The organism is Streptomyces sp. NPDC059564 (genome assembly GCF_042735575.1).
Lineage (GTDB): Bacteria > Actinomycetota > Actinomycetes > Streptomycetales > Streptomycetaceae > Streptomyces.
Genome location: NZ_JBHWBP010000082.1, coordinates 20,921 through 27,254 on the forward strand (window position 1 = coordinate 20,921; position 6,334 = coordinate 27,254).

At 68.2% G+C, this 6,334-nt stretch carries 6 protein-coding genes; 4 read left to right on the forward strand and 2 right to left on the reverse strand.

Annotated features, from left to right (window positions below; translation table 11 throughout):
• Positions 1-21: 21 nt before the first annotated feature.
• The gene (locus ACFV0Q_RS16760) at positions 22-510 is read right to left on the reverse strand and encodes a transposase family protein (RefSeq protein WP_385005909.1); all 489 of its coding nucleotides are present in this window, start codon (positions 508-510) and stop codon (positions 22-24) included.
• Here ACFV0Q_RS16760 and ACFV0Q_RS16765 point away from each other — a divergent pair.
• The 4 genes from ACFV0Q_RS16765 to ACFV0Q_RS16780 all read left to right on the forward strand — a co-directional run bounded on the left by ACFV0Q_RS16765 (position 391) and on the right by ACFV0Q_RS16780 (position 4,380).
• A complete protein-coding gene (locus tag ACFV0Q_RS16765; protein ID WP_385005900.1) occupies positions 391-1,368 on the forward strand; it encodes a serine/threonine-protein kinase in 978 nt (325 codons plus the stop codon). The genes ACFV0Q_RS16760 and ACFV0Q_RS16765 overlap by 120 nt on opposite strands.
• Before the next feature lie 209 nt (positions 1,369-1,577).
• The gene (locus ACFV0Q_RS16770) at positions 1,578-2,129 is read left to right on the forward strand and encodes a hypothetical protein (protein WP_385005902.1); all 552 of its coding nucleotides are present in this window, start codon (positions 1,578-1,580) and stop codon (positions 2,127-2,129) included.
• 72 nt (positions 2,130-2,201) lie between these two features.
• A complete protein-coding gene (locus ACFV0Q_RS16775) occupies positions 2,202-3,077 on the forward strand; it encodes a transposase family protein (RefSeq protein ID WP_385005904.1) in 876 nt (291 codons plus the stop codon).
• 259 nt (positions 3,078-3,336) lie between these two features.
• On the forward strand, positions 3,337-4,380 hold the full coding sequence (locus ACFV0Q_RS16780) for a tRNA-dependent cyclodipeptide synthase (RefSeq protein WP_385005911.1): 1,044 nt from the start codon (positions 3,337-3,339) through the stop codon (positions 4,378-4,380).
• Between the two features lie 146 nt (positions 4,381-4,526).
• On the opposite strand, the gene ACFV0Q_RS16785 is transcribed toward ACFV0Q_RS16780, so the two are convergent.
• Entirely contained in the window at positions 4,527-5,795 is a 1,269-nt protein-coding gene (locus tag ACFV0Q_RS16785) for a YhgE/Pip domain-containing protein (RefSeq protein WP_385005906.1), read from the reverse strand.
• Positions 5,796-6,334: the final 539 nt, after the last annotated feature.

Here is a 6,334-nt window from a genome sequence, read left to right on the forward strand (position 1 = left end):
TGTGACCGGTGGTCGGGTTGCTCACGCTGGTCGTGGGCGGTTGTCTGCGGAGTAGATCGTTTGGCAGCGGTTGATTTCGAGGTTTGTCAGAACGAGCAGGGCGCGCAGGAGGTGGGTGGTGCGTGCGGGGTCGGTGCGGAGTTTGGTGAGGGTCCGCCAGTTCTTGAGGTGGGCGATGCCGTGTTCGGCCTGTACGCGTCCGAGGGCGAGGACTCGGTTGGCGTCTTTCTGCCCGGGTGTGAGCTTGCGAGCGCGGGTGGCTGTGAAACCGGTAACGACCACGGGGTCGAGTGCGTCGCGGAAACCGAGTTCTGCGAGGGCGGGCGCCTCGGGAACCGTACAGTGTGTCTTATGCTCTCGGGCATACAGACGTGCTGAGCGGGGGCCACAGTGACACAGCGGGCACGGGCGGGCGACGTCGTCGGGGGCCGGTACCAGCTGATCGAATCGATCGCCACGGGCGGCATGGGCCGTGTCTGGAAGGCGTATGACGAGCGCCTCCAGACCGATGTGGCGCTCAAGGAACTGTGGCTGACCGAGCCCATGGAGCCAAAGCAACAGGCTGCGCTCCTCAAACGCGCGGAGTTAGAGGCGCTCAGCGCCGTCCGGTTACGCGACCACCCAAACATCGTCACGGTCCACGACGTCGTCGTCGAGCACGATATCCCCTGGATCGTGATGCAACTGGTCTCCGGCGGTACGCTCCAACAGCTGCTAAGGAATGGGCCGTTGGAGGTCTTCGAGACCGGACGTCTCGCCGCGGCGCTGCTTGACGCCCTCGGCGCCGCGCACGCGCAGGGCATCGTCCACCGCGACATCAAGCCCGCCAACGTCATGATCACCGAGGCCGGTCATGTCCTCCTCGCCGACTTCGGCATCGCCGCTCCCGAGACCGGCACCGGGCTTACCTCGACCGGAGTCGTCATCGGCTCGGCGCCGTACCTCGCCCCAGAGCGGGCCGAGGGCAAGCCCGGCAAGGCCAGCAGCGACTTGTTCTCGCTGGGCGTGACGCTGTACGAGGCGGTGGAGGGCGTCTCACCGTTCCTGCGGGACTCGTGGCTGGCCTCCGCGCATGCAGTTCGCTACGACCGGGCCCCACCGTTGCGCCGCGCAGGCTACCTGGCCCCGCTGATCACAGCCCTTTTGGCCAAGGACCCGACGGCGCGTCCGACGATCAGTCAGGCACGGGCCATGATTGATGCGTCCGCAGTGCATGACGGCGATAAGCCCTCGACGCGTGCCAATGCCGGCGCAACCTCGCCCAAGAAGACTTCGTTTTTGAGCAAGATGGCCGTCTATCTGGGCTTGATCGAAGACCCCGCTTTCGAAGACGAAGGTCGACGGTCGGATCCGCGAACGCGGCGTTGATGGGCGTGCGGAGGGCCTGCGTCGTCATCAGTGACTGTCGTCGAGGCATGAACCCGGTATCGGGTCCGACTGACGTGAGCGGCAGGGGTTTGGCGAACCGGGCCTCACACGGCGGGCGGGACGGGGAACTGCTCGGCCAAGTGCGCTTTGAGCGCGGCTCCGCCAACCTGAAATCGCAGGTCAAAAGGCTGGCGTGACCGTCCTCCGGGGTGCTCACGCTGGTCGTGGGCGGCACTCTGAGGAGTGGATCGTCTGACAGAGCCGGACGGTTCGCCTTTTCCTGCTCGCCAGGGTCGCGCGGTCTTCTACGATCCGGTGCATGGCTGGAACGGATCACCGCGCGACGCGCGGAACTGGACGAACTCGAAGAACAGCTGGCCCAACAGCTTGCGGAAGTGCGGGCCGAGCGGGACGAACTCGCCGTCGCCAAACGTGTCCTTGAACGGATGGCTGGGCAGCTCGCCGAGGAACGCGCCTCGGCCGGGCCGATGCCCGGGCAGGTGGCCGGACGAGCCGTGATGCTGATCCCGCACCGCGAACCGGGTGTGGAGGAGGGCTCGCTTCCCTGGGACTACCAGCGCATCATCACCGCTGTGCGGCAGGCCGCCGGAACGGTCATGGCCCGCGAGGTCGGCGAGGTGGTGGGGGTGGACGTCGGCGTGCGGGCCAAGCTGGAACCGCTACGCAGCAAGCTGGTCAGACTCGTCGATCGCGGCTGGCTGCGGAAACTGCCCGACGGGCGGTTCACCACCCGCCTGTGACCAGGAGCACCGCCCCTCGGAGCGGCTCGGAACGGGCGTAACCGGGGTGCCCCCGACGCCCGTTGGAATTGTGTGACGAACACCAAAGAGCTCGCCGAGGACACCTGCCCGCTTGTCTACCAGTGCCGTCTGCCGCTGTCCACGCGCACCGTCAACCACCTCGCCGATCTGCTCAGGCGACATCTGAAGGCGATCCGGTCCAGGTGGCGGATCCTGCCGCCGGGGAAGATCGCGGTGATCGTCCTGGCCGTACTGCGCCACGACCAGCGCCTGACCGACATGGCCGGCGGCAACGACGTGTCCGAGTCCACCATCCGCCGCTGGCGGGACGAGCTGATCGGACTGCTCGCCGCCCAGGCCCCGCGCCTGGACCGCGCCCTGAAGAAGGTCGCCAAGCAGGGCCGGGAGCTGGTCCTGATCGACGGCACCCTCATCCGCACCGGGCGCCGCACCGGGAAGGCCGACCGGCGGAACTATTCCGGCAAGCACCGCAGCCATGGCCTGCACTTCCTCGCCCTGACCGGCGAGAACGGGCGCCTGATCTGGATATCCGCCGCCCGTCCCGGCCGCACCCACGACAACACCGCCGCCCGCCACGACCACATCCTTGCCCACCTGCGCGCCGCCGGTCTCGGGGCGCTGGCCGACCTCGGCTTCCGCGGCCTGGACAACGACATCCGCGACCCAGTGATCGTCACCGGCTACGCCGCCACCCGCACCCACAAGCTCACCCCGGGGCAGAAGGACGCCAACCGCGTCCTCGCCGTCGGACGTGCACCGGTCGAGCACGGCTTCGCTCACCTCAAGAACTGGCGGATCCTCACCAAACTCCGTGCCGATCCCGCACACGCCACCCACCTCCTGCGCGCCCTGCTCGTTCTGACGAACCTCGAAGTCAACCGCTGCCAAACGATCTACTCCGCAGACAACCGCCCACGACCAGCGTGAGCACCCCGAGAACCGGTCACACCAGCCCTTTGACCTGCGACTTCAAGTTGGCGGAGGCTCACTCGCGCGGGGAGTGCGACGTCCTCGCGCACCGGGTGCGGTGCGGGACCACCCTCCCTGTCGGAGTGCCGCTGCCCGAGCGCACGGCCCGTGTCGACCATCTCGGCGCCGAAGTCCGTGAAGTGACGCATCTTGCTCGGCAGCGGCCCCCAGGACCTCCACGTCGGTGCGGGACTTCCTCATGGCACGCGCCGACGTCATGCCGAGCACCGCGTCGCTGTCGGCGTACGGAATCGCGACGAGGAGCTGTTCGGGCATCGCGGCCTGCTGGTGCGCTGTCAAGCCGTACAGGGCGCGCACGACGGTGCCACCCGTGTCCTGGCCCCAAGGGGCCGGGACCAGTGCTGCGCGGTACGGGGTGCCACACCAGGTCACCCGCTCACCAGGCTCTTCGCGCGTGACCTGGAGAGCGAAGGAACGTTTCTGCGTCGGACGTCATCAATCAGAGCAACTGCCAATACCAGGCAACTACTTCAGACGGAAGACTGCTGTGGACAACCAAACTGTTCCCTTTGCCCCTACCCCCACCTCCACGCGCCCGGAGGGGAGACGCCGGACTCACTACAGGACCGCCATCCAATCGGTTTCCCCCACAACCCACCAGAACGCTTTCGACGACCACGAGGCGTGCTTCCTCGGCGTCAGCCTGGACAACAGCAGTTTCTCCCCGGCCAAGTTCGACAGCATGCTCAAGTGGGTCTCCCGCCACTTCAGCCGCTGCACCGTGCTGATCGGCGACAGCATCCACCGGCTCACCTTGGCCTCGACCCGCGGCATGAACCCCGACCAGGCTCTTGAGCACGCCCTCGACCTGGGCCGACAGTTCATCCACGCCCAACAGCCGGTCCTGGATTCCTACCGCGCGGTGACCGACTTCACCTTCGTCACTTGCAGCCAGGTCCAAGAGACGGAGGAGTACGCGGAGTTCCACTACGAACTACGCACCCTGTTCACCAAGGACGACGCCTTCCGCGCCTCGGTGGAAGCCTTCGGGCGCGCCTACCACGCCAAACACTCCCCCACGGTCAGCGCTGCGGAACGCGAGCAGCGCATAGATACGTCCAGCGCCTACTTCCTCGAAGAGTTCGCCATCTTCTGCTGCCTCACACGCCGCGACCTGCCCGTCATGGTCTACCCCGGACAGTTCGTCACCCTCGCCGAAATCGCCGCCGGTCTCCACCCCCAAGCCCCCGACGAACTCCGCGACCTGACCCTCGTCTCCCTGCGCGTCCAAGGCCGGTAGCGCCCCCTCCCCCGCCCTTTGCCGGCCAGCAAAGCGCTGCGTGGCCCGGGCGAGCCGAAGGCAGTGGTGAGCGTGCCGGTCGCGGGCGTCCCCACGGGGGCGGCGGCCACGGATACCGTGACCGCCGTCCCCCCACGGCCGACTTCTCAGGCCGGTTGTGGGGTCAGTCGCTTGAGGCCCTTGCGGTCGTAGTAGGAGGTCATGGCAAAGCCGAAGACCAGGGCGAGGACAGCGCCGATTGCGATCATGATCCAGGAGCGGGTGAGCCCGGCATCGCCGCGGGCATCGAAGTAGAGGATCGCGCGCACCCCGTCGCTGAGCTGGCGCATGGGCTCGAAGTGGGAGAGGAAACGATAGAAGCCGGGCACGGCCTGGAGTGGGATGGTGGCTCCCGACGACGGCAGGCCCAGAACGATGAAGACGAACATGGACACCAGCTGCCCGATCCCGCCGAACGCGGCGTTGATGGCCTGCACGCCCAGGCCGACGGCGAGGGCGGCGCAGTAGGAGTAGATCCACAGCAGGGGCAGCCGGGTCGCGTCCATGCCGAGGATGGACACGCAGGCCAGCATCACCAGCACGGTGCTGACGATCGTGATCCCGGCGGTCATCCCCATCTTTAGCAGCAAGGTCTGGGTGCGGTTGATCGGGACGGTCGGGCGGCGGGTGTGCCAGGGGCCGATCTCGTTGTCGGCGTAGCCGAGGGCGGTGTCGACGCCGTTGCTGATGACGTTGCCGCCCATGAACCCGGCCAGCACGAGGAGCAGGGTGTAGTAGAAGGCGGTCAGGCCGAGGCCGCTGTGGGTGCCGATGGGGTGGCCGACCTGGGTGATGACGTTGAGCGGGTCGGCGAGCAGGAGTTTGGTGGTGGGGCTCGTCTGAGCGGCCGCGGACGCCGTGAGCTGTCGGCCGACGGACTGGGACGCGCGGTGGGCCGCCTGGGTGGTGATCTGGCTGGCGAGGGAGGAGCCGAGGCTCCCCTTGCCGGGGTTGGTGAGGACGACGATCGTCGGCTGTTGTGTGGCCCCCGTCGTGGTCAGCGCGGTGACGGAGTCCGTGAAGCCGGCCGGGATCGCCAGTGCGCCGTACACCTTCCCGGAGTCGAGCTGGTCCTGGGCCTGGGCGCGGGTCAGCGTGCGCCATTGCGCCTTGCCGCCTGCGGTGTCGGACGCGATGGCGGCCGTGATCTGTGAACCCAGGTTCTGCTGCTGCCCGGGCAAAGGCTTGCCGATGTCGTCGTTGACGAGGGCGATGGGCAGGTTGCGGAGCTCCGCGTTGGGGTTGACGATGCCGCCCATGTAGAGCAGGGACAGCAGAAGGGCCAGCAGTCCGGTGAGGATCGTGGGGACCAGCCACAGTTTGGGTCGGCGCAGGAGCGTCGCGGCACTGACTTCGGGGGCGGCGGGCACGGACATCAGTCTCCGTAGGTTCCCGGCGGTGCGGGGATCCAAGCTTGGCTGCCGGCAGCGGGGTGCGTGATCCCCCGCCGACGTTCACGGAACATCAGGATGAGGCGCGCGCCCGCGGAAGCCGCGGCACGCCTCACCTTCCTCCCTCCGTTGCACTAGGGACGCGGGGGTCCCGGCCCGTGAGGCGGGTGTGGCAGGCGGTCCGGGAGACCTGGAGCTGCGGCCATCGGCGGGCTCCCGTACCGGCTCGGCTCGGCTCGGCAGAGCCTTCCTTGCCCCTTCGGCGCTCGAGCAGCCCCGCCTCGCGCACCCGCCGGGCTGTATGCCGTACCGGCCGGTCCGGAAAGGGGCCCGCGTCCCCGATGCCTGCCCCGCTCAGGCGCCGCGGCTCGGGTGCTGGAGGGGCCGCTTTCCGGTGGGCCCGGCGGGCGGATACGCAAAAGCGCCCGGCCGGGGTGTTCCGGCCGGGCGTCTTCGTGCGTGCGTGCGTGTTTGTGCTGTGTCCGCTGGTGGCTCAGTACCAGTGGTGGGTCTGCCAGAAGTTC